Origin of the sequence: Marinococcus luteus, assembly GCF_034497705.1 — a bacterium.
GTDB classification, from domain to species: domain Bacteria; phylum Bacillota; class Bacilli; order Bacillales; family Marinococcaceae; genus Marinococcus; species Marinococcus luteus_A.
This window is the reverse complement of record NZ_JAXRUV010000002.1, coordinates 185,265-208,156: the sequence shown is the minus strand read 5'-3', so window position 1 is coordinate 208,156 and position 22,892 is coordinate 185,265. Positions and strand designations below refer to the sequence as shown.

20 protein-coding genes are annotated in these 22,892 nt (G+C 48.3%); 8 read left to right on the top strand and 12 right to left on the bottom strand.

Features of this window, described 5'->3' with window-relative positions; translation table 11 throughout:
* Positions 1-49: 49 nt before the first annotated feature.
* From Q9M42_RS05125 to Q9M42_RS05115, 3 genes are all read right to left on the bottom strand, one after another.
* Positions 50-553: a YwgA family protein gene (locus Q9M42_RS05125; RefSeq protein WP_322525444.1), complete on the bottom strand. Its 504-nt coding sequence runs from the start codon at positions 551-553 to the stop codon at positions 50-52.
* 70 nt (positions 554-623) lie between these two features.
* Entirely contained in the window at positions 624-1,937 is a 1,314-nt protein-coding gene (locus Q9M42_RS05120) for an HD domain-containing protein (protein ID WP_322525637.1), read from the bottom strand.
* 147 nt (positions 1,938-2,084) lie between these two features.
* Positions 2,085-3,329: a dicarboxylate/amino acid:cation symporter gene (locus tag Q9M42_RS05115; protein WP_322525443.1), complete on the bottom strand. Its 1,245-nt coding sequence runs from the start codon at positions 3,327-3,329 to the stop codon at positions 2,085-2,087.
* A gap of 208 nt (positions 3,330-3,537) precedes the next feature.
* Between Q9M42_RS05115 and Q9M42_RS05110 the strand changes: the two genes are divergently transcribed.
* From Q9M42_RS05110 to Q9M42_RS05100, 3 genes are all read left to right on the top strand, one after another.
* The gene (locus Q9M42_RS05110; protein WP_322525442.1) at positions 3,538-4,410 is read left to right on the top strand and encodes a lipoate--protein ligase family protein; all 873 of its coding nucleotides are present in this window, start codon (positions 3,538-3,540) and stop codon (positions 4,408-4,410) included.
* Between the two features lie 128 nt (positions 4,411-4,538).
* Positions 4,539-5,885, top strand: a complete 1,347-nt coding sequence (locus tag Q9M42_RS05105) for a sugar porter family MFS transporter (RefSeq protein WP_322525441.1) — start codon at positions 4,539-4,541, stop codon at positions 5,883-5,885.
* A gap of 109 nt (positions 5,886-5,994) precedes the next feature.
* Positions 5,995-6,861: an MBL fold metallo-hydrolase gene (locus Q9M42_RS05100; protein ID WP_322525440.1), complete on the top strand. Its 867-nt coding sequence runs from the start codon at positions 5,995-5,997 to the stop codon at positions 6,859-6,861.
* A 45-nt stretch (positions 6,862-6,906) separates the two neighbouring features.
* Here Q9M42_RS05100 and pta read toward each other — a convergent pair whose 3' ends face one another.
* On the bottom strand, positions 6,907-7,911 hold the full coding sequence (pta, locus tag Q9M42_RS05095; RefSeq protein ID WP_322525439.1) for a phosphate acetyltransferase: 1,005 nt from the start codon (positions 7,909-7,911) through the stop codon (positions 6,907-6,909).
* A 361-nt stretch (positions 7,912-8,272) separates the two neighbouring features.
* Here pta and hemQ point away from each other — a divergent pair, with 361 nt between their 5' ends.
* Positions 8,273-9,022, top strand: a complete 750-nt coding sequence (gene hemQ, locus Q9M42_RS05090; protein WP_322525438.1) for a hydrogen peroxide-dependent heme synthase — start codon at positions 8,273-8,275, stop codon at positions 9,020-9,022.
* 118 nt (positions 9,023-9,140) lie between these two features.
* On the opposite strand, the gene Q9M42_RS05085 is transcribed toward hemQ, so the two are convergent.
* A complete protein-coding gene (locus Q9M42_RS05085; protein ID WP_322525437.1) occupies positions 9,141-10,745 on the bottom strand; it encodes an FMN-binding glutamate synthase family protein in 1,605 nt (534 codons plus the stop codon).
* A gap of 36 nt (positions 10,746-10,781) precedes the next feature.
* Positions 10,782-12,053 (bottom strand): kynureninase, encoded by a 1,272-nt coding sequence (gene kynU / locus Q9M42_RS05080; RefSeq protein WP_322525436.1) that lies wholly within the window; start codon positions 12,051-12,053, stop codon positions 10,782-10,784.
* Between the two features lie 256 nt (positions 12,054-12,309).
* Between kynU and Q9M42_RS05075 the strand changes: the two genes are divergently transcribed.
* A complete protein-coding gene (locus Q9M42_RS05075; protein ID WP_322525435.1) occupies positions 12,310-12,915 on the top strand; it encodes a trimeric intracellular cation channel family protein in 606 nt (201 codons plus the stop codon).
* 125 nt (positions 12,916-13,040) lie between these two features.
* Here Q9M42_RS05075 and Q9M42_RS05070 read toward each other — a convergent pair whose 3' ends face one another.
* Genes Q9M42_RS05070 through Q9M42_RS05060 form a run of 3 tightly spaced genes read right to left on the bottom strand, consistent with a single transcriptional unit; the run spans position 13,041 to position 15,319 of the window.
* Entirely contained in the window at positions 13,041-14,198 is a 1,158-nt protein-coding gene (locus tag Q9M42_RS05070) for a cation:proton antiporter (protein ID WP_322525434.1), read from the bottom strand.
* Between the two features lie 5 nt (positions 14,199-14,203).
* Positions 14,204-14,701 (bottom strand): cation:proton antiporter regulatory subunit, encoded by a 498-nt coding sequence (locus Q9M42_RS05065; protein ID WP_322525433.1) that lies wholly within the window; start codon positions 14,699-14,701, stop codon positions 14,204-14,206.
* A 27-nt stretch (positions 14,702-14,728) separates the two neighbouring features.
* Positions 14,729-15,319 carry an NADPH-dependent FMN reductase gene (locus tag Q9M42_RS05060; RefSeq protein ID WP_322525432.1) on the bottom strand — a complete coding sequence of 197 codons (591 nt, stop codon included), beginning with the start codon at positions 15,317-15,319 and terminating at the stop codon, positions 14,729-14,731.
* A 194-nt stretch (positions 15,320-15,513) separates the two neighbouring features.
* Here Q9M42_RS05060 and Q9M42_RS05055 point away from each other — a divergent pair, with 194 nt between their 5' ends.
* The 3 genes from Q9M42_RS05055 (at position 15,514) to adhP (ending at position 18,587) form a co-directional block, all read left to right on the top strand.
* Positions 15,514-16,812, top strand: a complete 1,299-nt coding sequence (locus Q9M42_RS05055) for an arsenic transporter (protein WP_322525431.1) — start codon at positions 15,514-15,516, stop codon at positions 16,810-16,812.
* Positions 16,813-17,075: 263 nt separating this feature from the next.
* Positions 17,076-17,357: an adhesin gene (locus tag Q9M42_RS05050; RefSeq protein ID WP_322525430.1), complete on the top strand. Its 282-nt coding sequence runs from the start codon at positions 17,076-17,078 to the stop codon at positions 17,355-17,357.
* A 213-nt stretch (positions 17,358-17,570) separates the two neighbouring features.
* Positions 17,571-18,587: an alcohol dehydrogenase AdhP gene (gene adhP / locus Q9M42_RS05045; protein WP_322525429.1), complete on the top strand. Its 1,017-nt coding sequence runs from the start codon at positions 17,571-17,573 to the stop codon at positions 18,585-18,587.
* Positions 18,588-18,677: 90 nt separating this feature from the next.
* Here adhP and Q9M42_RS05040 read toward each other — a convergent pair whose 3' ends face one another.
* The 3 genes from Q9M42_RS05040 to Q9M42_RS05030 are packed head-to-tail and all read right to left on the bottom strand — an operon-like array spanning position 18,678 to position 22,875.
* Positions 18,678-20,057 carry a sigma-54-dependent transcriptional regulator gene (locus tag Q9M42_RS05040; RefSeq protein ID WP_322525428.1) on the bottom strand — a complete coding sequence of 460 codons (1,380 nt, stop codon included), beginning with the start codon at positions 20,055-20,057 and terminating at the stop codon, positions 18,678-18,680.
* Positions 20,038-21,717 carry an ATP-binding protein gene (locus Q9M42_RS05035; RefSeq protein ID WP_322525427.1) on the bottom strand — a complete coding sequence of 560 codons (1,680 nt, stop codon included), beginning with the start codon at positions 21,715-21,717 and terminating at the stop codon, positions 20,038-20,040. Before Q9M42_RS05035 ends, Q9M42_RS05040 begins: the two co-directional genes overlap by 20 nt.
* A 12-nt stretch (positions 21,718-21,729) precedes the next feature.
* A complete protein-coding gene (locus Q9M42_RS05030) occupies positions 21,730-22,875 on the bottom strand; it encodes an iron-containing alcohol dehydrogenase (protein ID WP_322525426.1) in 1,146 nt (381 codons plus the stop codon).
* Positions 22,876-22,892 lie beyond the last annotated feature (17 nt).

Sequence of the window (22,892 nt, the reverse complement as noted above, 5' to 3'; positions counted from 1 at the left end):
GGAAAAGCTCCTCCTTTAATCGTTCCTTATTCTTATCGTACCTGTTTTCTTACTGATTCTGCAACGATTCGATATATTCCCAGCCTTCCTCGAATTCTTCCGGGCGGTAATTCTGGCTTTTTTTCAGCTCCGCCACCCTGGCTTCCACCGCTTCTTTGGACAGGTGATCAAAATAAAGCATGGTGGATACAAGCTCTAAAAACCGGGCGCTCTGGCTGTTTAGACTCTGAAGTACAGGCTTTGCCCGCTCAGACGGCCAATCGAGCGGGAATTTCTCCAAAAACGAAGTTCCGTCTTCAGAAAGCTCATACCGGTACTGATAATAGCCGGATTTTGTTTCTTTACATTCTGTAATAAGTCCGAGACCGCACAGTTCTTCGAGCCGGAGGGTCAATTCCTCTGAATAAGGGCCATACATACGAAATGTGTATTTTTCCTGAAATGGAAGGTTCAGTTTTTTTCCAATATATACGATTTTCTGCAGTTTTTTTCGTCCAATAACTTCTTTTGTATCCTCAAGCAGGGCCATAATCTTCGCGTGATCCGGTAACATAATGCCGCGCCCCCTCCCTTTCTGCTGCTTTCTTTATGTATCTTCCGGCTTCACCGGAAGGACGGCGGAATCACCGTTCTACTTTCCCTAATTTTAAATGAAGTATGTCCTTAATCTGCTGCTTCGTGTCTTCCTGTCCGGGCTCCTCGAGAATCTCTGACGGATAATATAATTTATGGTCGGTCCGCTTTTTACCCGAAATCGCTTCTACCACATCCGACTCTCTCGACAATTCACGAAGACGGCGGTCTGGCATCAAAAGATGAATAGGCACCCGGTCCTCTTCCTCGCCGGGCCGGTAAAAATCATACGGCAGATCTGACGAAGAATCGACGACAAGGTAATACGCAGGATCTACACCGAGATCTGCAAACAGCTGCTGCAGGCGAAGCCACTCATTCATCATAAAATGCTGGTCGAATTCCACATATTTAAACAGCCGCCTGTTCATAAAGCGCCGGCACAAATCCTGAAGTATCGCATCTTCTTCCTTCTGCCACATCAAAAAATAATACATAACGACCGACTCGTCGAGGTCCAGGTAATCCTCGAGCGTAATGGCACCGCGGAAAAAGCTTTCAAAATGGTCCGGGGGATATTTAAACGGATAGTTTTCGTTTTTAAGGTCTTTAACGCGCTGTAAAATTTTCGTCAGTATCACTTCCGCGCTCCGCGTTACCGGATGAAAGTATACCTGCCAGTACATCTGGTACCGGCTCATAATATAGTCCTCGACCGCATGCATGCCGGTTGCTTTAATAACTACCTGATCTTCTGTCGGCCTCATGACCCGGAGTATGCGCTCCATATCAAAATGACCGTAACTGACCCCGGTGTAAAAGGCGTCACGCTGCAGGTAATCCATCCGGTCCGCATCAATCTGGCTGCTGATCATGCTGACAATCAGTTTATTCGGATGAGTTTTTTCTATCACGTCTGCGACCTGCTGGGGAAAATCCCCGCCCATCCGACGGAGAACGGTATTCACTTCTGTATCACCTAAAATGATATGGCGCGTCCATTCTTCATGGTCTGTATTAAACACTTTTTCAAACGAATGGGAAAACGGGCCGTGGCCGATATCATGAAGAAGCGCCGCACTCAGACAAAGCAGCCCCTCGTCCCCATTCCAATGCGGACGGCCTTCAAATACCTCGATAATCCTGCGCATGATTTCATACACGCCCAGGGAATGGTTGAAACGGGTATGCTCCGCTCCGTGAAACGTCAGAAACGTCGTTCCAAGCTGGCGAACACGGCGCAGCCGCTGAAATTCTTTTGTCCCCACCAGATCCCATATGAGTTCATCACTGATATGAATGTAGCGGTGGACCGGATCCTTAAACACTTTTTCTTCTGGAAGCTTTTTGTTTCCAACCGGCATGGTCATTGCGTTCCTTTCCGTCTCTGTTTCAGCGGGCCCGCTGATCGTATATTTCAATACTGTTATTATAGCAAGTTCTTTCCTGGCTTAGCAAAAAAAGCAGCCATAAAAAATACCGGCAGCATATGCCGCCGGTACCTGTTCCCGTTATTCTTTTCCAATATGACCTATCTCTTCTCCACGCTTTCGTTTCTCCGAACGGTCAATTACAAACGCGCATACGGCGTCACCTGTCACGTTCAGGGAAGTCCGCAGCATATCAAGGAGGCGGTCAATACCAATAATCAGGGCAATGCCCTCCACCGGCAGCCCGACCTGGGTCAGCACGAGCGAAAGCATTATCAGGCCGACACCCGGAACACCGGCAGTACCAATACTTGCCAGGGTCGCCGTCAGAATAATCACAATAACTTGTGTAAACGAAAGATCAATGCTGTACGCCTGCGCGATAAACACCGCTGCCACAGACTGCATAATACCGGTGCCGTCCATGTTAATCGTCGAACCAAGCGGCTGCACAAAGCTTGATACCGGCTTGCTTACCTTCAGTCGTTCCTGGGCCATTCTCATCGAAATCGGCAGGGTACCGCTGGAGCTCGATAAACTAAAGGCCACGGCCATCGCCGGGAAAAACTCCCTAAAGAACGTGAGCGGATTGCCTTTGCCGAGTAAGTAGATCGCAAGGGTATAAACAATAGCTGCCTGTAAAACGAGAGAGAGAATAACTGCGAGAGCGTACATGAGAATGGACTGAAGTCCGTCCAGTCCCGCTTCCCCAATAGCAGAAGCGATCAACGCAAACGCGCCGAATGGAGCTGTGTACATTACAATCGTAACCAAAAACATGAGAATATCATTCAGCTGTTCAAAGAATTTCGTTACCATCGATACTTTGCTTCCAAGCATGGCCAGGGAAATACCGATGAAGATACCAAAAGCAATAATTTGGAGCATGTTTGCTTCTGCCATTGCCTGTACAGGGTTGTCCGGAATAATTCCGAGCAGGGTATCTGCAATGGAAGGCGCTTCTTCTGCGTCGTAGCTGGCGTTTTGAATATCAAAGTCCCCGCCGGCCCCAGGCTGAAGCACGTAAGCAACAATAACGCCGATGGTCAGGGCAATAGCCGTCGTGATAAGGTAAAACGCAATTGTCTTGCCGCCAATCCGTCCGAGATCTCTCGGATTTAAAGCTGCGGCCCCGAGCGTAATCGACACGAACACAATCGGTACTACAAGCATAGTAATTAAATTAAGGAAAATTTCGCCGACAGGATACAGTAAGTATGTATCTATTGGATTGTAGACGCTGTCCGGTCCAAAGCTCAAGATGATCCCTGCGATCACACCAGCAACAAGCGCGATTAAAATCCAAATCGTCAATTTCTTGTTCATGTTAAGGTCCCCCTTTTTAAATATAAATATTATGAATATTCTCTCTATGTTGTTTTTGGGCCCCTCCACTAAAAACTCTCTCAGGCAGATACCGTAATTATACTGTTCATTATCCTGTTTGGAAAGGAAAAATCCTGGTTTCCTCTACTATTTAGTGCGAGGCAATATCTCACAAAGAAAGAGCAATGTTATAATAATACCGGTCAAAATGAAAATGAATAGAATCGGGGTACATAAAATGGAAATGAAAGATATTTTTACGGGTAAAAAATGGCGGTGGATCGATCATTCAGTAACTGGAATTAATATGGATCCATTGCAATCTTTTGCCTTTGATGATAATTTTTGTGTGAGTCTGGGAGAGGGTTCTTCCCCTTCTGTTATGCGTGCCTGGGTCCATGCCCCCACCGTTGTCCTCGGTATTCAGGATACACGGCTGCCCGCTGCAGCCGATGGGCTTGAATATCTTCGGGAGCAGGGATACGAAGTTATTGTACGCAATTCGGGCGGCCTTGCTGTAGTACTCGATGAAGGAATTTATAATCTTTCCCTCATTTTTAAAGAAGAACGCGGAACTTCTATTCATGCCGGCTATGAATGGATGTGGGCATTTATACAGGAAGTATTTGACGACAGTCCAGGTTATATTGACGCCTATGAAATTGTCGGCTCGTACTGTCCGGGATCTTACGATTTAAGCATCGACGGAAAAAAATTCGCGGGCATTTCACAGCGGCGTATCAGAGGCGGTGCAGCGGTGCAGATTTATTTAGCCGTCACCCGGAGCGGCGCTGCCCGCGCAGAAGTTTTGCGGGAATTCTACGAGCGTGCCGCTCATGACCAGGCAGACACAAAGATCACCTGGCCGGCCGTAGTTCCTTCTGTGATGACTTCCCTCGAAGAGCTGTACGGAACCGCTTTTTCCATTCAGGATATCAACCGGCGGATCCAGCAGACAGCAGAGAGCCTGGGTGCTTCTGTGTACGATGATCAGCTCACGGAGGACGAGCAGTCCCGTTTTGCGTATTTTTACGACAGGGTGCTTGCAAGAAATAAAAAAGCGACCCAGCCACGCTCATAGGAAAACTTAACACAGCCCAACACAGATATTGTTTGCGGCTGTTTTCTTATGATTCCAATGGAAATGTTTGGAATACTCCCAAACGTGGAAGAATCCTGTCAGGACAAAAAATTAAAGGTGGGTATATGATGTCTAACGGCTTAAGCAAGGGTTGGATATACTTTTTCGGAGCCCTTGGCGGATTATTGTACGGTTATGAAACCGGTGTTATATCCGGCGCTCTCATTTTCATTAACCAGGACATTCCTCTCTCGGATTTCCTGCAGGGTGTCGTCGTCAGCTCGCTGCTCGCAGGGGCTATTGTTGGTGCCGGGTTGAGCGGCTATGTATCGGATAAGTTCGGCCGAAGACGGGTCGTATTTGTAATCGCTCTCGTCTACTTAATCGGCTCTCTGATTCTTGCATTTTCTCCAAACGCAGCTGTACTTATTACCGGCCGTATCATTCTCGGCTTTGCAGTCGGCGGCTCAACTGCGCTTGTACCAGTGTACTTATCGGAAATGGCCCCGACAAACCAGCGCGGCGCTCTTTCTTCTTTAAACCAGCTGATGGTTACTCTCGGTATTTTACTTGCCTACATCGTCAACTACGCCTTCACTCCAATTGAGGGATGGCGTTGGATGGTCGGGCTCGCAGCCGTGCCCGCGATTCTGCTTATGATCGGCGTAATCTTTATGCCTGAAAGTCCACGTTGGCTGGTCAAACGGAACCGTGAACAGGAAGCCCGGAACATCATGGGCTTAACACGCGACCAGTCAGAAATCGAAGATGAAATGAAACAGATGAAGGAAATCGAAAACATTGAAGAAGGTACCGGCGATCTCCTGAAGGCAAAATGGCTGCGGCCAATGTTAATAGTCGGTTGTCTGCTCGCTGCCTTTCAGCAGCTGATTGGTATTAACTCCGTTATTTATTATGCGCCGACCATTTTTACGGAAGCAGGACTCGGTGACGCCGCTTCAATTCTTGGAACAGTCGGCATCGGTACGGTAAACGTGTTGATGACGCTCGTAGCGATCGCAACGATCGACAAGCTGGGACGGAAAAAACTGCTGTTGACTGGAAACGTAGGTATGGTCAGCAGTCTGGCAGCACTATCCATTATTTTATTCAGCGTCGAACTCACCACTACCGTTGCCTGGCTGATCGTGGTCTTCCTTGGCGTATTTATCATGTTTTTCTCTGCCACATGGGGGCCGGTTGTATGGGTAATGCTTCCAGAGCTCTTCCCAATGAAAGCCCGCGGTGCAGCTACTGGCATTACAACGCTCGTATTGTCTCTGGCAAACTTAATTGTTTCCCTGACTTTCCCTATCCTATTAGGTGCTATAGGCATCAATTGGGTTTTCGTTATCTTCGCCTTCATGGGCGTTCTTGCTTTCTTATTCGTACTGCGGTTTATTCCGGAAACCAAAGGGCGCAGTCTCGAAGATATTGAAAAAGATCTTCGCGGAGGATTATCCTCCAAATCATAAAAGCTTTTTTAGACGGGCGCTTGCAGGAGCGTCCGTCTTTTTTCTGGTTTTAATTATCCGGGACACGGAAATACGTATCATACATGCTTATTTCTGAAGGAGGAAAATAATGAGCGAAGAAACGAACGAAGAGCTGCATAATCCAATGGCGGACAAGTATCTGCCGATGACCTCGGTGAAAAGCGGCAAAGAGCATACGGTAGCCCAAGGAGTACACGCTTATACAAATAAAATAGTTAATCTCTGTACTATCGAGCAGCATGACAATAACAACAACTGGGTGCTGGTTGATACCGGCATGCCTAAATCCACGGATAAAGTTATTCAGGCTGTCGAGGATTTATACGGCACAAACAATAAACCAAACGCCATCATACTCACGCACGGTCATTTTGATCATGTGGGTACAGTAGTGGAGCTCGTAAAAAAATGGAATGTTCCCGTTTACGCCCACCCGGAGGAGATGCCTTATCTGACCGGAAAGAAAGCGTATCCTCAGGCGGACAGCTCTGTAGACCGCGGACTCGTGGCGAAGATGTCGCCGCGGTTTCCAACCGATCCGATCAATCTGGGAGACTTCGTACAGCCACTTCCGTCCGACGGTTCTGTCCCTGAGTTGAGCGAGTGGAAATGGCTGCATACACCGGGACATACACCGGGGCACATCTCGCTGTTCCGTGAACAGGACCGGACGCTCATCGCCGGGGACGCTTTTGTTACTGTAAAACAGGAGTCCCTCTCCCGTGTTACGACGCAAAAGCTCGAAATCCACGGTCCTCCGAAATATTTAACAATGGACTGGGTCGCCGCTAAAAGCTCCGTTGAAAAACTAAACAAGCTCGAGCCGGCCGCTGCAATCACCGGCCACGGTATGCCAATTCGCGGCAGTGCACTGCGCGAAGGGCTGCAAAAGCTTGCGGACGACTTTGATACCATAGCCGTACCGGAAACGCAGACGCACGATACACGGCAGTAGCAAAAAAAGGCCTTTCGGAGTTTTTATCCGAAAGGCCTTTTTCATTTATGATTTCTTATTTGCTACTGCTTCGCGTTCGGTGATAGCCTGCTTGGCCGTAATAAGGGAAAGCTTATACACATCGTCTATGCTGCACCCTCTCGAGAGATCATTCACCGGCTTGTTCAGGCCCTGGAGAATCGGACCGATGGCATCATAGCCGCCGAGACGCTGGGCGATCTTATAGCCAAGGTTGCCGGACTCAAGACTTGGGAAAATAAATATATTCGCCTCGCCGCGAAGTGGTGAATCCGGGGCTTTCTTCTGTGCTACCGCCGGCACAAACGCAGCATCAAACTGGAATTCTCCGTCAATGACAAGATCCGGGCGGGTCTCCTGGGCGGTTCTTGTTGCTTCAGATACCTTCTGCGTTTCCATGGAAGCGGCCGAGCCTTTTGTAGAGAAGCTGAGCATCGCTACTTTTGGATCGATATCGAATGATTTTGCCGTTTCTGCGGTCGAAATAGCAATTTCCGCTAATTCTTCAGCGCTTGGAGATATATTAATGGCACAATCCGCAAACACAAATTTATGATCTTCTTTCACCATAATAAAAACGCCGGACGTTTTTTGAATACCTGGTTTCGTTTTAATAATTTGAAGCGCCGGTCGCACGGTGTCACCGGTAGAGTGAGCTGCCCCGCTGACGAGCCCGTCTGCAAAATCCATATATACGAGCATTGTGCCGAAATAATTGACGTCCTTCAGCTTTTCTTTTGCTGTCCGCTCTGTCTCTTTCCCTTTCCGGCGGGAAACAAAAGCCGCTACAAGCTCGTTCATTTTTTCATACGTTTCCGGGTTGAAGACAGTAACGTTCTCGAGGGAGACGCCTAATTTCTGTGCCCTGGCTTCTATCTCCTGCTCGTCTCCAATAAGAATAGGGGTAAGCACATTTTCTTCCCCGAGACGTGAAGCTGCCTGGACCACACGGTCATCGTCCCCTTCCGGCAGTACGATGGAAGGATGTTCTTTTTTCACCTGATCATAGATGGATGCGAAAAGATCGCTCAACAAAATTCCTCCTCAAAATATTGTAAACAAGTGTATATGGTGTTGGTTTCATTGTAGTAGTTCTTCAGATAATTAGCGAAGCTCCTGCAGAGAAGCATTCGTTTATTCATTATGAAAATACCTGCACAGTTTTCATACATTAGCATACTCCTTCTGTGAGAAAAAATAAACCGGGACGAATAAATTCAATGATTTGTAAATTTTCACACTTTTGCCCCCTCTTAATTCCTGATATAGAAGGGATGGCCATTTTCAACTGCGATCATGCACATGTCACAAATTGCTCAATCATATTCGTTTTGGACGCTTTCGTACTGTGATATAGTGGGCAACGGAAGGTTTAGATGAAGGAGGAATCATGATGAGCGAAGCTTCTCAAACATTGGACGGCTGGTATTGTCTGCATGACTTCCGCCACTTTAACTGGCATGCATGGAAGCAGGTGCCAAGCGAAGAGCGCGACCAGATGGTTAACGAATTCCATCGTATGATTGAAGGATTTCAGCAAGTGGAAGAGGCTGAACAAGGCAGCCATGCTTTATACACGATTGTCGGTCAAAAAGCCGATTTTGTTATCATGGTGCTCCGTGAGACCATGAAAGAGATTCACGATATTGAGCTTGCTTTCGATAAATCCGGGCTGGCAGCTTACACGACTCCTGCCTACTCTTACGTTTCCATCGTAGAGCTCGGAAACTACTTGCCCCCGGAAGATGGGAGCGATCCTCTCGAGAACCCGTGGATCCGTGGCCGCATTTACCCTATCCTGCCAAAATGGGAGCATTTCTGCTTCTATCCGATGGATAAAAAGCGGGAGGGCGAAGACAACTGGTATTCGCTTCCGATCGATAAACGCCGCGAATTAATGAAAGCACATGGCATGACCGGTCGTCAGTATGCCGGAAAAGTAAAACAGATTATTACCGGATCCACCGGTCTTGATGACTGGGAATGGGGAGTCACTTTATTTGCTCATGACGCCCTCCAGTTTAAAAAACTCGTATACGAAATGCGTTTTGACGAAGTCTCTGCCCGCTACGGCGATTTTGGAGCCTTTTATGTCGGAAACATTCTCGAGCCCGAAAAAATCCAGGCACATTTTTCTGTATAATAGAACGAACCGCCAAAGTGAGCATACACTTCGGCGGTTTTTTTATCTTTGAGTCTCCTGCAGAATCCGCGTATTTCCCGGGAAATATTTTAGCTCTCAGTGGCGGATTAAAATTTTCTCAAACCCTGCTTTGCGTTCTTTCCATTTTTCTTTCTACAATGTCTTCGACGGAATACGTCCGGCCATCCATATCTTTATAAATAAGATTATTCCGGTTAAATTCCGTCGGCGAATAAAGCCCGGCCGCCACTGCTAAATTATGCATTCCTTCCCGCATGGAAATAATAAAATTAGTGACGCGGTAGGATTTTTCTTCAATATCAAGAGCCTCCTGCCGCTTCGGATCAGTCGTGGCCACCCCGACCGGGCACTCGTTTGTGTGGCACACCTGCGCCATGATACAGCCTACGCTGACCATGAACCCTCTTGCCACGTGGATCAAATCTGCGCCCAGGGCCAGTGCAGTGACTGCCTTGTTCGGCGTTAAAAGCTTCCCGGAGGCAATGATAGTGATTTTGTCTCTAATCCCTGCTTCAAGCAGCGCTTCTTCAAGCATCGGAAGCGCTGAAAAGAGCGGGAGGGCTACACTGTCCGCCATTTCTTTGTAGGAAGCTCCCGTGCCGCCCTCGCTGCCGTCCAGCGTAATGAAGTCGGGAAGGATCTCTGAAGTCTTCAGCTCCTCCGCCAGCTTGGAAGCGTGCTGTCTTGAGCCAAGAGTAATTTTAATGCCGACGGGCTTTTCGCTCAGCTGTCGCAGTTCTTCAAGGAAGGACATCAACTTTTCGGTTGTTTCAATATCTTTAAACCGATTCGGGCTGTCTATCGTTTTCCATGGCTCCACGTTCCGGACAGCGGCAATTTTTTCGGTAACCTTAGCCCCATCAACGTGTCCGCCCCGCTGCTTTGCTCCCTGAGCCAGCTTGATCTCTATAGCCTTCACCTGCTTATAAGCTGCCTGTTCCTGAAACAGCTGCCGGTTAAAGCTGCCGGCACGGTTTCTTGCACCGAACAATCCCGGGCCGATCTGCCACATGATGTCCGCTCCCCCCTTCAGATGATAGTCTGACAAACCGCCTTCCCCGGTATTCATCCAGGAGCCGGTGGCCCGGGCATTTCCTATGGACAATGCTTCAATCGCCCGGTCTCCGAGCGACCCGTAGCTCATGCCTGACTGGCCGATGAGCCCCTTAACATGAAAGGGATGCTTAACCCCGCTATGCTTTCCAAGCGTAAGAACGTCCTGCTCATCGAGCAGAAACGGATCGAACGATTCCTCTACCCGGTGCTCCTGCCTTGTAAACAGACGTTCGTTGTCAATTTCATATACTTTGGACGGAACGGCTTCTGCCTTCCGGTCCCGGCGTACGTCCTCTTCAAGCGTCGGATACATGTCGTTTACGATATAATAGCCATTCGTATTAAAGTCCTCTTTCGACCCGTAGCCAAGCATGCGTGTTTTGTATTTACCGGCTTTTACAGTAGAAATGAACTGCTCTCTTGAAAATGGTTTTCCCTCAAGATCGTTGTTGAATAAATACTGACGAAACTCCGGTCCCGTTTTTTCAATTAAATAACGCATCCTCCCGAGAACCGGGAAATTTTTTAAAATAGCGTGCTGCCTCTGCCGGCGGTCCTTAACGTACATCCAAAGCACCAGCCCTGCAGGCGCCAAAACGATAAAAGCAATTAACAGCCCCAAAAGAACAATAATAGCTGTTTCCATCTCCGAACGCCCTCCTTTCATTTCTTCTCACTTTTTTCAGGCAATCGTTCCACGTTCATTTGAAAACTGCAGATATTCTTCATTATCTATGATTCTTTTCAGCGTTTCTACTGCCATCCGGACTTCTTCATACGTATTGTACAACGCCACCGGCGCCATCCGGATGTAGGACGGCGCCCGGAAATCAGGAACGATGCCCTCAGCTTTCAGCGCGTTGCAGACGCCGGCGGCATATTCATGTTTAAGAAGCACATGTCCGCCTCTTGCAGCCGGGTTCCGCGGGCTTACCACCTTCAGGCCGCTGCCAATGCCGGAGTCAATCAGATCGATCATATAGCCGGTTAACTGCAGCGACTTTTTCCGGATTCGTCCGATTCCTGCTTCCCCGAACATTTCCAGAGAGCCGATCAGCGGGGCCATACTCAGCACATGCGGGGTACCAATTTCGTAGGCTCCGGCTGCTTCCTCCGGCTCAAGGGTATGCTTCATATCAAACTGCACAGCTTTTTTTGAACTGAACCAGCCTGCAAGCCCCGGTGATTCCCCAAAATGCTTTTCATGAACGTACAGTCCTGCAACAGCTCCCGGTCCTCCGTTCAAATGCTTATAATTGCACCAAACGGCAAAATCGACACCCCATGCGTGAAGCTCATGCGGTATTGACCCCACCGAGTGACAAAGATCAAGGCCGACCAGAATACCATGGGCATGGGCTTCTTTAGTTAACCGCTCCATATCAAGCACCTGGCCGCTCCGGTACAATACGCCCGGAAGAAACAATAGAGCGGTGTCGTCACTCATCCTATCAATAATCTCATCTTCATCAAGCATCCCGTCCCGGCTCGGCACCTGAACCAGCGCTTCTTCCCCCAGACCGCGCAAATGAAGCTGGCTTTTTAATGCGTAAATATCGGTGGGAAAAGCCGCATCATCTGCGAGTATTTTGTACCGTTTGGCGGTAGGCTGATAAAAGGTAGCAAGCATCTGATGAATATTTACGGTCGTCGAACCGGTAACAATCACCTCCGCCTCTTTTGCCCCGAGCAGCGGAGCCGAAGTTTGTGCCAGCTTTTCCGACAGGTAATACCAGGGATGGCTTCCGTTTGTCCATCCCTCAATGCCCAGGTGCTTCCACATGTCCATGATTTCCTGTACGCTTTTTTCTGCCCGCTCCGACAGCAGTCCGAGCGAGTTTCCATCCAAATAAATCGTCTCACCCATATAGAATTCCCGGCGGTATTTCCGTAGTTCATCCTTGTCGTCCAGTTTTTTCGCATAAGCCTTTGTATGTAAGCTTTCTATATTCATAGAACCCCTTCTTTTTGTATAAATATTATTTTTAACTTCCATTTTATATATGATTCCCCCGGCAAGTGAAACATTAACTGCTCTTTGCACCATACTAACAGAAATATTCTGCATCTCTCTTTGGCCCAAGCACTGGGTTGCTATTTTTACAGTTACAGCTTATAATCATTCTCGGACTATAAGTGTATACGCCGTCGCTGCCTTTCCGGCAGCGATTTTTATATGAAGACGTATCAACCGGGAAAGGAGGAGCTGTATGACCTGGGATATGCTGACAGTGATAGGCACCATCGCGTTTTCCATCAGCGGGGCAGTTGTCGCTATGGAGGAAGACCTTGATATATTTGGGGTGTTGTTTTTAGGATTTATCACAGCGTTTGGAGGAGGAGCGATTCGAAACATTCTGATCGGGGTCCCCGTGTCGGAGCTTTGGAGTCAGGGGCTGTTTTTCCAGGTTTCCTTTTTTTCTATTCTGCTGTTTGTATTGTTTCCAAATATTTTAATGAAGCACTGGCACAGCTGGGGGGCGTTTTTTGATGCCATCGGCCTTGCTTCTTTTGCGATGCAGGGGGCCCTCTTTGCAGTGGAAATGGGACATCCGCTCAGCGCTGTCATCGTGGCAGCGGTACTCACAGGCAGCGGCGGCGGACTGATCCGTGACGTGCTCGCCAACCGAAAACCGATGGTGCTTCACTCCGAGGTCTACGCCCTTTGGGCACTGGTCGGCGGCTTATTTATCGGTATGGGCTGGGTTACCGGCGGCTTTGGCCTGTTCCTGCTGTTCGTTCTGCTCGTTTCCGGCCGTGTATGCTCCTACCGCTTTCAATGGAAGCTTCCCCACCGGACGATTCCCTCCATGTAAATTTCTCCCGCCAGTCTCCGGCGGTTTTTTTATGTTCAACATACTATAGAGATGATTAAAAATGAAGCATTTTTAAAATTATAAAAACAGACTGCTCTTCGATGAGCAGCCTTCAAAGCTTCGTCCTATACTATTTTTTTATCTCTTTTCTTTCCGTAAATGCTTGTGGCAAGCTCAGGTGCTTTCTGGAACAAATATACTCCGGCTAGAGCCGAAAGAAGAATAAAAATACTGCTGAAGGTCCGCAGCGTGCCTGTAGCAAGTGCCGCAATAATAATGGAGAATTCCCCGCGCTGGGTTAAAGATAAGCCTGCGCGCAGAGCTACCTTGGATGACAGGCCGTACAGCTTCCCGCCTGCAAATCCGACGATTATTTTCGCAGCCACTGACCAGAAAAGCAGCACGAGAAGCATCGGAATCATCGGAACCCCTTCCCCGACCTCAATCGTAGTGCCGAAATAAACAAAAAACATTGGGAGCAGCAGATCCCGGAAGCGCACGACCAGACCTTCGAGCACGTCGCTCCGTTTTACTTCAGCCAGGATAATTCCAGCCAGAAAAGCTCCCAGCACCTCGGATAAATTCAGATATAAAGCAATACCGCCGTACGTAAGCGCAATACCAAAAACGAAGAGGAGAAAAAAATCCTCATCCATATAGCGGTCCACAAATGAACGCAATTTTCGGAAAACAAATATTCCGAGCAGGACTGCTCCTGCGACCAGTATAATAATTTGAACAAAGGTCCATCCGAGCGTGCCTATAGTAACTCCGCTGCCTACGGTCATGCTGACAAGCACCGCCACGAGGACCGGGGCGAATAAATCCTCAAAAATGAGGAGGCCGAGTATAAATTCAGACTCGGGGTTTGCCATCCGTTTAGAGTTTTCAAGCATTTTGGCTGTGATCGAAGAGCTTGTCGCGTAGGTGACCCCGCCTATGATTAAGGCCTCGAGCCATCCAAGCCCAAACGCCAGCGTAATACCTACGGTAACTCCAAAGCTAAGTATAATATCCAAAATTCCAGCCCGGAAAACCTTCGTTGCGACATGCATAAGCTGCCGGACTGGAAACTCCATTCCCAGCATAAAAAAAAGCAGGACAATACCAACCTCACCGGCAAAATACAGCAGGTGAGAATCTGCCAGCCAGCTGCTGACGACAATTCCAATTAATAGATAGACGATAACATCGGGGAACCGCATTTTAAAAGACATCCATCCCCCAATAAAAAGCACAAGCAGCATCAATCCCGCAGCAAGCAAATCAGGCATTTCCGGCATAAGAATTATCCTTTCGCCTTACAAACTTCTTCAAAGCGCCCAATAATATCTTTTTTTCCGACAACAAGCAGGGTATCTCCGGCCTGAATGATAAAATCATCCTCGGGCTTTGGAAGAATATCGTTGTCCCTCATGATGCCGACAATAGAAACTCCTTCCGGTATTGACGTCTCGGCTTCTTCCACTGAACGCACATCCATCTTAGAGCCTTTTTTCACCTTGATCCAGTCAACAAGCATTTTCTTTCTTAACAGGCGAAAACGCTCAAAGCTTTCTTCATCTACCGGTTCATCGTGAATCCCAAGCAGACGGGCGCCCAGCTCCTTCGCTTCATCAGATGTGAATATAGTTGAAAAAAGCGCTTCGTCATCGTCTTCGTCTTCCACAAAATAAATTTCTCTCTTGCCGCTATGGTGTACGATCATGACCGTGGTAATACCGTCCCGGTTTTCAAACGCTACCCGTTTTCCTACCCCCGGCAGGTCATGTTCTCTGATTCTCATTTGTCATTCCTCCTGTGAGTCTTTTCTTTACCCGTCAAAACGGTGCATCCAGCTATCAAACGCCTGCACGAACTTTTTTGCGTGCTGCGTGATTTTTTCATCCTCAAGCTTGTCCAGCTCTTTGTTCATTTTTCCTGTCACTCCCGCCACCAGCATTTTCGGCCCGGGCATCACGTACGCCTCAGCGGCTGTGAGTGTCTGCCGGACTTGATACTGGGATAAAGCTGTGCCGCCGCCACCGGGAGTCGCTCCGGCAAGCGCAAAAGCACGGTGGGTCAGAGCGGAGTGCGCAGGCGGGCTGGACGCCCAGTCCAGGGCGTTTTTTACAACACCGGGCATTCCGTTATTGTATTCGGGTGTTACGATAATGACCCCGTCCGCACGCATCATTGCGCGCTTCAATTCTACAACGGCTTCGGGGGTTCCTGCTTCTTCCACATCGGCATGATAAAGCGGAATGTGATGTAAAAATGCTTCTTCAACCTCCCAGTGCTCCGGAAACTCTGCTTTCATTAAATCCAACAGCTTCCGGTTATAGGATTCCTTCCGCAGGCTCCCGCATATTACTGTTACATTCATCTGTTCCTCTGTCATAAGGTTCACCGCCTTTGCCTTCATCTTCTAGCCTCATTATACATTTTTTCTGCTCTTTTACCCTAGCAATCACACTTTTTTCTAAAAGTATTGAATCGCACTTTGACTTCTATAAATATTTATATTAGCATATGCTTATATAATAAATTCAGCAATTGCCTGATTAAATTAGAAAGAAACGGACGCCGCATTGTTTTCGGCCCGGCCTGGAGGTATGTATGAACACCCTGCTCGCAGTTGTTATTTTTCTTATCACGCTCTTATTGGTTATTTGGCAGCCGAAAAACTTAAATATTGGCTGGTCTGCCTGCGGAGGCGCTATCATCGCTCTTATCGCAGGCGTTGTCAGCTTTGGAGACGTCGAAACCGTTATTGGAATTGTATGGAATGCCACGCTCGCCTTTGTTGCTATTATCATTATCAGTCTGATTCTCGACAGAATTGGTTTTTTTGAATGGGCTGCTCTCCATATGGCAAAAATCGCCGGTGGCAGCGGCCTCCGGATGTTTATTTACATAATTCTGCTCGGAGCCGTCGTTGCTGCGCTTTTTGCCAATGACGGTGCTGCCCTCATACTGACGCCTATCGTTCTTGCGATGGTTAGAGCTCTTGAATTTAAGGACCGTATGATTCTACCATTCATTATGGCCAGTGGCTTTATCGCTGACACAGCTTCCCTGCCCCTGATTATCAGTAATCTCGTAAACATCGTTTCTGCCGACTTTTTCGGCATTGGCTTTGTTGAATACGCGACCCGGATGATAGTTCCAAACTTTTTCTCTATCGGGGCGAGTCTTCTTGTCCTCTACCTTTTTTTCCGCAAGGATCTTCCCGGGCGTTATGATGTCACAAAAGTAAAAAATCCAAAGGAAGCGATCCAGGACATAAAAATGTTCCGGCTTTCATGGGTGGTGCTTGCGGTGCTGCTCGTCGGGTACTTCGTCAGCGAATTCGTAGCGGTTCCCGTCTCCGTCATAGCCGGTGTCGTGGCGTTATTCTTCCTGCTGATGGCCCGCCGCAGTCCGGCTGTTGAAACAGGCAAAGTATTAAAGGGAGCGCCGTGGGATATCGTTTTCTTTTCAGTGGGAATGTACGTCGTCGTTTACGGCCTTCAGAATGCCGGGCTTACCGAGCAGCTGGCGGTTGTGATACAGGCAGCTGCTGATGAGGGGTTATTTGTCGGAACACTTTCGATGGGCTTTATCGCCGCTCTCTTATCTTCTGTCATGAATAACATGCCAACAGTGATGATTGATGCTCTGGCTATTTCAGAAACAGCTACTTCCGGAGCTGTACGTGAAGGCCTTATTTACGCCAACGTAATTGGCAGCGATCTCGGGCCGAAAATCACGCCGATCGGCTCACTCGCTACCCTGCTTTGGCTTCATGTGCTGCGTCAGTTCGGATTTCATATTTCCTGGGCTTATTACTTTAAAGTCGGTATCATTCTGACCATTCCAACGCTTTTTATTACTCTTATCGGCCTGTATGTATGGCTGTTAATCATTGGCGGCTGACCGCCAAGCAGCAGGCATTTCCCGGGAAATATAACGCCTTCTTCGCTCGGAATATGAATACCTGCCAGGCTTCCTGAATGAATTAGTTGAATAACAGCAATATTGTTGTTACCCTTGGCAGAGTTGCAAATGATAATTATCCAGCGCCCGGCTCCGACAGTCTACACTTACGGAGAGCAGGGAATGTATTCAGCAGTTTGCAGTGATAGAAAAAAAGGTATAGATATATTCTATACAGGTTTAAAAATTAAGGAGGCTCACTCTTGGAAATTACAAACGGTGCTAAAGCAGTACTGGAACCGCTGATGGAAGAAAACAACATGGACCACCTTCGCGTGGCAGTCGAAGAAATGGAAGAATCCTCTCAAATCGGTCTTGTTCTTCAGGATCCCCAGGAGAGCGATCAAGTGCTAGAAGCAAACGGCATTAAAGTAGCAGTGGATAACCGCGTTACAGACTTAATGCAGGACGTTACGCTCGACACCCAGGAAAATGAAGACGGCGAAACACAGCTCGTCATGGCTGGTCTTCCGGAAGCTGAATAACAAGCTCCCCAAACAGTTCTGCTTGAACAGCAGAGCTGTTTTTTTTTGTTTTCGGAGCCTTTTTTTGTCATATTGGGCCGAAATATCGGCTTACTTTATTAATTATTTATAACCTGGCCCGCTTGTACCAGTCATTAACTCCGCTTTCAATGTTGGCACGCTCCTTGCATATACATAGAGTGCATCCTGCAAAATTATAAGGAGGGTTCATTCATGAAAGCAGCAGTAGTTAATGAATTTCATCAAAAACTAGAGATTAAAGATATCCCGGTGCCTGAGCTTGATTACGGAGAAGTGCTTGTCAAAATTCATTCATGCGGTGTCTGTCATACCGATTTGCATGCAGCTCACGGCGACTGGCCGGTTAAACCAAAGCTGCCTCTCGTGCCGGGACACGAAGGTGTAGGTGTAGTGGAAAAGGTTGCAGAGGGCGTCAAATCCATCAAAATTGGCGACCGCGTCGGCATTCCGTGGCTCTACTCTGCCTGCGGTGAGTGCGAATTCTGTCTCTCAGGAAGAGAAACACTCTGCCAGCAGCAGCTGAATGCCGGTTATTCCGTGGACGGAGCCTACGCAGAATATTGTAAAGCTCCCGCCCACTATGTGACGAAAATTCCAGACAGCCTGGACTTTGACACAGTGGCTCCACTCTTCTGCGCTGGGGTAACCACGTACAAAGCACTCAAGGTATCTGAAGCCAAGCCGGGTGACTGGGTAGCCATCTTTGGTATCGGCGGACTTGGGCACGTTGCCGTACAGTATGCAAAAGCCATGGCCTTAAACGTTGTAGCTGTCGACATACGCGACGACAAGCTGGAGCTCGCAAAGGAAATGGGAGCAGATATGACGATTAACAGTATGAATGAGGATCCCGGCAAGGTACTGATGGAAAAATTAAACGGAGTAGAAGCCGCGATCAGCGTAGCTGTCAGTCCGAAAGCGTTTGAACAGGCGTACTCGACGGTCAAACGGGGAGGAAATTTAGTCATTGTTGGCCTTCCTGTTGGGGACCTTCCAATTCCTATTTTTGACACCGTGCTAAACGCCGTGAACGTTAAAGGCTCCATTGTCGGTACACGCAAAGACCTGCAGGAGTGTCTCGAGCTCGCGGCTAACGGAAAGATCCGCCCTATTATTGAAACGAAGGAACTGGATGATATTAACGACGTATTTGATTCAATGGAAAAAGGCGATATTAACGGCAGAATTGTGCTCAAAATTCAGGACTAGACTACTGGTAAACTGACGAAACGCTTACACAAAGTAAAACCCGGACGGGCTCCTCTTCCCGCCGGGTTTTGCTGATTGTTCTTCCGGAATTTATTCATTCAGCCAGTAGCGCAGCTTTCTTGTATTCACTCCGAGCATTTCTGCTGCCTCCCGGCGGTTTCCACGGGTGAGCATTAAAGCGTGGTCAATAATATCCTGAATACTTTTCTTTTCTTCACTCCGTATATCTTCCACGGTGCTTTCAAGCGACAAATATTTTGTCTCTTCGAGCTCCTGCTTTTTCTGTCTGAGCCAGTCCCCTGATACAATCCGAGCCCTGGCAGCAGTCTTCCGGCTTGAGGGTCTCATATTTAAATGGCGGCGTTCAATCCTTCCGTCTGATTCTGCGGCCGCCCGGACCAGCACGTTTGTGAGCTCCCGGATATTGCCTGGCCAGTGGTGAGCCTGTAACGCGTCCAAAGCTTCCAGACTGATTACTGTGTTTGCCGGTGCTTCTTTGCGGAGAATCGACTGGGCCACCGCAGGGATATCTTCTTTTCGTTCCCGCAGAGGCGGAATAGTCAGCCGGACGACCTCGAGACGGTACAGCAGGTCTTCACGAAATTCTCCTGCCTCTGCAGCAAGATGCAGGTCCTGGTTTGTGGCAGCGATGATACGGGCTTTTGTTTTAATCGGGCGTTCACCACCCACCCGGTAAAGCTCTCTCGTTTCGAGTACCCGCAGCAGCTTCACCTGCGTTGAAAGGGATGCTTCTCCAATTTCATCAAGCAAGAGCGTCCCTCCGGAGGCCAATTCGAAATACCCCTTCCTTGTTTTATTTGCCCCGGTAAAGGCTCCTGCTTCATGACCGAACAACTCACTTTCAAGCATCTGCTCCGGCAGTGCTCCACAGTTCACACCAAGAAATAAACGTTCCCCCGGCCCGGCAAGCTCATGAATGAAGCGGGCGGCTACTTCTTTTCCTGTCCCCGTTTCCCCGTCTATTAAAATTGTTAAAGGCTTTGGCGCAAAGCGCCCAGCCAGCCGCACCACTTCTTTCATTGCTTCGCTTTCTCCGATTATCAAGCCGCTTCGTGCGGCTGCCTGTTCAATTTGTCCTGAAACTCCCGGCTCTGACTGCGGCTGCTTTATTTTCTCTTCAATAATGCTGATATCTTCAAACGGCTTTTCAATATAGTCCTCCGCCCCTAGCTTAACTGCTTCCACAGCTGTATCAATTGTGCTGTATCCTGTCATGACAATACAGCGGCAGGAGGGCTGCGCCTGCTTCAGATCCGCGAGCAGCCTTAACCCATTTGTATCAGGGAGCTTTAAATCAATAAAAGCCAGTTCATACAAATGGTTCTGGCTGCGAAGTCGCTCATATTCCTTTCCATCATGGGCAAGATCAATATGATGGCCCTGTTCTACAAGCAGATAACGAAAAAAGGTGCCGATATCATAGTCATCGTCAATGACTAATATTTTCATACTCATCTCCTCCTCTATGAACCGGCAGCTTCAATTGAAAGGCACTTCCTTTACCCTCTTCGCTTATAAACGTCAGCCGGCCACCGTTTTTCTCTGCAAGATCTTTACTTACCGACAGACCCAGACCGGTCCCATTCTGTTTTCTTTTCGTGGTGAAAAAGGGTTCAAACACTGACGATTTCTGACTCTGGGCGATTCCGCATCCGTTGTCTTCTACCTCAAGCACAACGCTTGAATGAACAACATTGGTTTTAATTTGAATCTTTTTATCTGCCTCTCCGCTTTCCTTTAATGCATCTTTTGCATTTAAAAGCAGATTGATAACCACCTGACCGACCTGATGAGGTCCTGCCTCGACAAACGGCAGACCGGGTGTATAATGCTTTTCAATCAGGATATTCTCTTTTTCGATCTGAAAGCCAATCAGACTCAGTACATCTTCAACCGCTTCATTAACATTACACTCCGTACTTTCTTCTTTTTCCGGGCGGGAGAAAGAAAGCAGGTTTTGCACGATCGTCTGGCAGCGGCGGCCTCCTCTTTCAATCGCCACCGCAAGCTCCTTTGAGGGACCTTCTTCTGTCAGACTCCGCTGCAGTATTTGGGTATTGCCGATTACCGCGGTCAGCGGACTATTTAACTCGTGCGCCACTCCGGCCGCCATTTCCCCTATCGCCGCTAGCTTCCCGGAATGCTGGAGCTGCGCTTCAGTTTTGATTCTCGCAGTTACATCTTTAATATAAATAAGCAGCCCCTTCATCTCCCTGTTCCCGTCCCGGACTGGGTACGTCTGAATATCGCACACACGGCCGTTTTTCAACGTCATTTGGTAGTTTTTCATCGATTCACCGTGATAGCTTTCTTCAATTGGACAGAACGCTTCTGTATCGTGAAACAACAGGTCGTGACAGTGCCGCCCGACCACAGCCTCCGGAGGTTCATTAAAAAAACTGTAGGAGGCCTGGTTGCAGCGGACGATGCGGTGATCGTTATCAGTTAATATCAGAAGATCCGCCACAGCCTGAAAGGTCTCCTCCCATTCCTTTTTGCCCTGATACACCTCCTGATACAGTCTCGCATTCTCCATCATAACGGCAATATGATCCGAAAGCTGCCGGAAGAAGCTGATATCAGACTGGTCACACTCGATCCGTTCAGCCGCTGCAAAGGTGAGAACACCAATGGTAGACGCTTTTATCCGAAGCGGTATGACACACGCGTAGTGAAAATTCAAAGCCGAAAGCGTCTGCTCTTCCACAAATGCATACGTATCAGCTGGCTCCCATTCGTGAAGAATAATCATATTCTGTTCGATTGCTTTCCAGTATAACGACTCTTTTTTCGGAAGATGCATACCTAGTGCGGAATCCTCTGCATAGAGAGGATAGACACTCTTCAACGACATGGCCCCATGCTCGATTAACGACAGACTTACCCGGTCGATCGGATACAGTTCGTAAATGGTTTCAAGAATATGCTGCAGTGCCGTCTCCATTGTCCCTGTAACCTGAAACCCCTTTGCTACTTCGCTCAAAATTTCAAGCTTGCGATTCTTTTTTTCAAGTTCCGCAATCGTTGCTTTCAAGTCTGTATAATAGCTTTTTTTTGAGGCACGGACCCCGGTTAATTTTTCAATCACCATCTCTTTTTCTGTAAACATACCGACGCTCCTTTATTCGTAAGCCTTTTTGAACAGCATTTCGATATCCTTCAAAGCTACGTCCCGCGGGTTGGTGATCATGCATGCGTCATCAAGGGCAACGCGGGCCATGCTTTCAAAGTCAGGGTCCCTCAGACCGACAGAGCGCAGTGTCTTTGGAGCGCCGATATCGTCTGCAAGAGCCCGGACGGCCTGAATGCCGTGTCTGGCACGAACCATTTCCCCGGCGTCTGCAGAAGCACCGAAAATATCGCCAATAGAAGCAAAGCGGGAAGGCGAAGCAATTAGATTAAATTCCATGACATGCGGAAGCAAAATGCTGTTAATTTCTCCGTGAGGAAGAGCATAACGGCCGCCAATCGCATGGGACATCGCGTGTACCGCTCCTAAAATGGCATTGGAAAACGCAAGTCCCGCCTGCATGCTCGCCATCGCCATCGCACGCTTGGCTTCCACATTTGTGTGTGATGCCACCGACGGCCGCAAAAACTCAGCCGCCAGCTTCATCGCATTAACCGCATGCACGTCCGTCAGCGGCGTCGCTGCTGCACTTACATACGCTTCTATGCCATGGGTAATTGCATCAAGTCCGGTAGCTGCTGTAAGCAAATGGTCTTTTGTCATTAATACAAACGGATCGACAATTGCAATATCTGGTACGAGCGATTTAGAAACGATCGTCATCTTCTTTTTCCGCACCGGATCGACAATAATCGAAAATTGCGAGACCTCGGATCCCGATCCCGCCGTTGTCGGCACCATAATGACCGGGGGAAGCGGACTATGGATATGGTCAACACCTTCGTAATCTTCGATTTTTCCACCGTTGCTCACAATGACAGCCACCGCTTTAGCCACATCCAGCGCACTTCCTCCTCCAATGCCAAGTACAGCGTCACATCCGGCTTTTTGATAAACCTCCACGCCTTCTAATACCTGGGCCGTGTCAGGGTTCGTACTGATATTTGAAAACAGGTGATAATCAAGACCGGAAGTCTGTATATTTTCCATAGCCTGAACTGTCCAGCCGGCTTCTTTGACGCCCGGATCGCTTACTACCAGTACACGCTGCGCTCCCAGTCGTAAAAAGCTCTCACCCGTCTGTTGAATCGAATGATCTCCGAAAATAATTTCGGGAGCCATAAATTTTGAAATCATATCCTCACCACCATATT